We start from the raw sequence: 237 nt of genomic DNA, 5'->3' as shown, positions 1-237 counted from the left end.
GGGGCTTGGCCCCCCCGGCCAGCTGGACCCCCCGCCCCCCGGGGAACCGCCGCGCCCCGTCCGCGGTGCCGTCGGTGCAGCCGTTGCACACCACGACCACGCCGACCCCGGTCGCCCGGGCCCACGGCGCGAGCCCGGCGAGGGTGCGGCCGACGACCGCCGCCTCGTCGTGCGCGGGGACGACCACGGGGCCGGTGACGCGCGCGGGGGCGGCGCTCCTGGCCGCGGGACCGGGAC

Annotated in this window: 1 pseudogene; it reads right to left on the bottom strand. The window is 83.5% G+C overall.

The features are described 5' to 3' along the window. A pseudogene (locus KVT14_RS21335) lies at nt 1-187 on the bottom strand (glycosyltransferase family 2 protein); the annotation flags it as partial. Nucleotides 188-237: the final 50 nt, after the last annotated feature.

Origin of the sequence: Cellulomonas sp. GbtcB1, from assembly GCF_019091725.1 — a bacterium.
Classification (GTDB): Bacteria; Actinomycetota; Actinomycetes; order Actinomycetales; family Cellulomonadaceae; genus Cellulomonas.
Note: the sequence above shows the minus strand (reverse complement) of the source record. Positions and strands in the feature narration are given on the sequence as shown.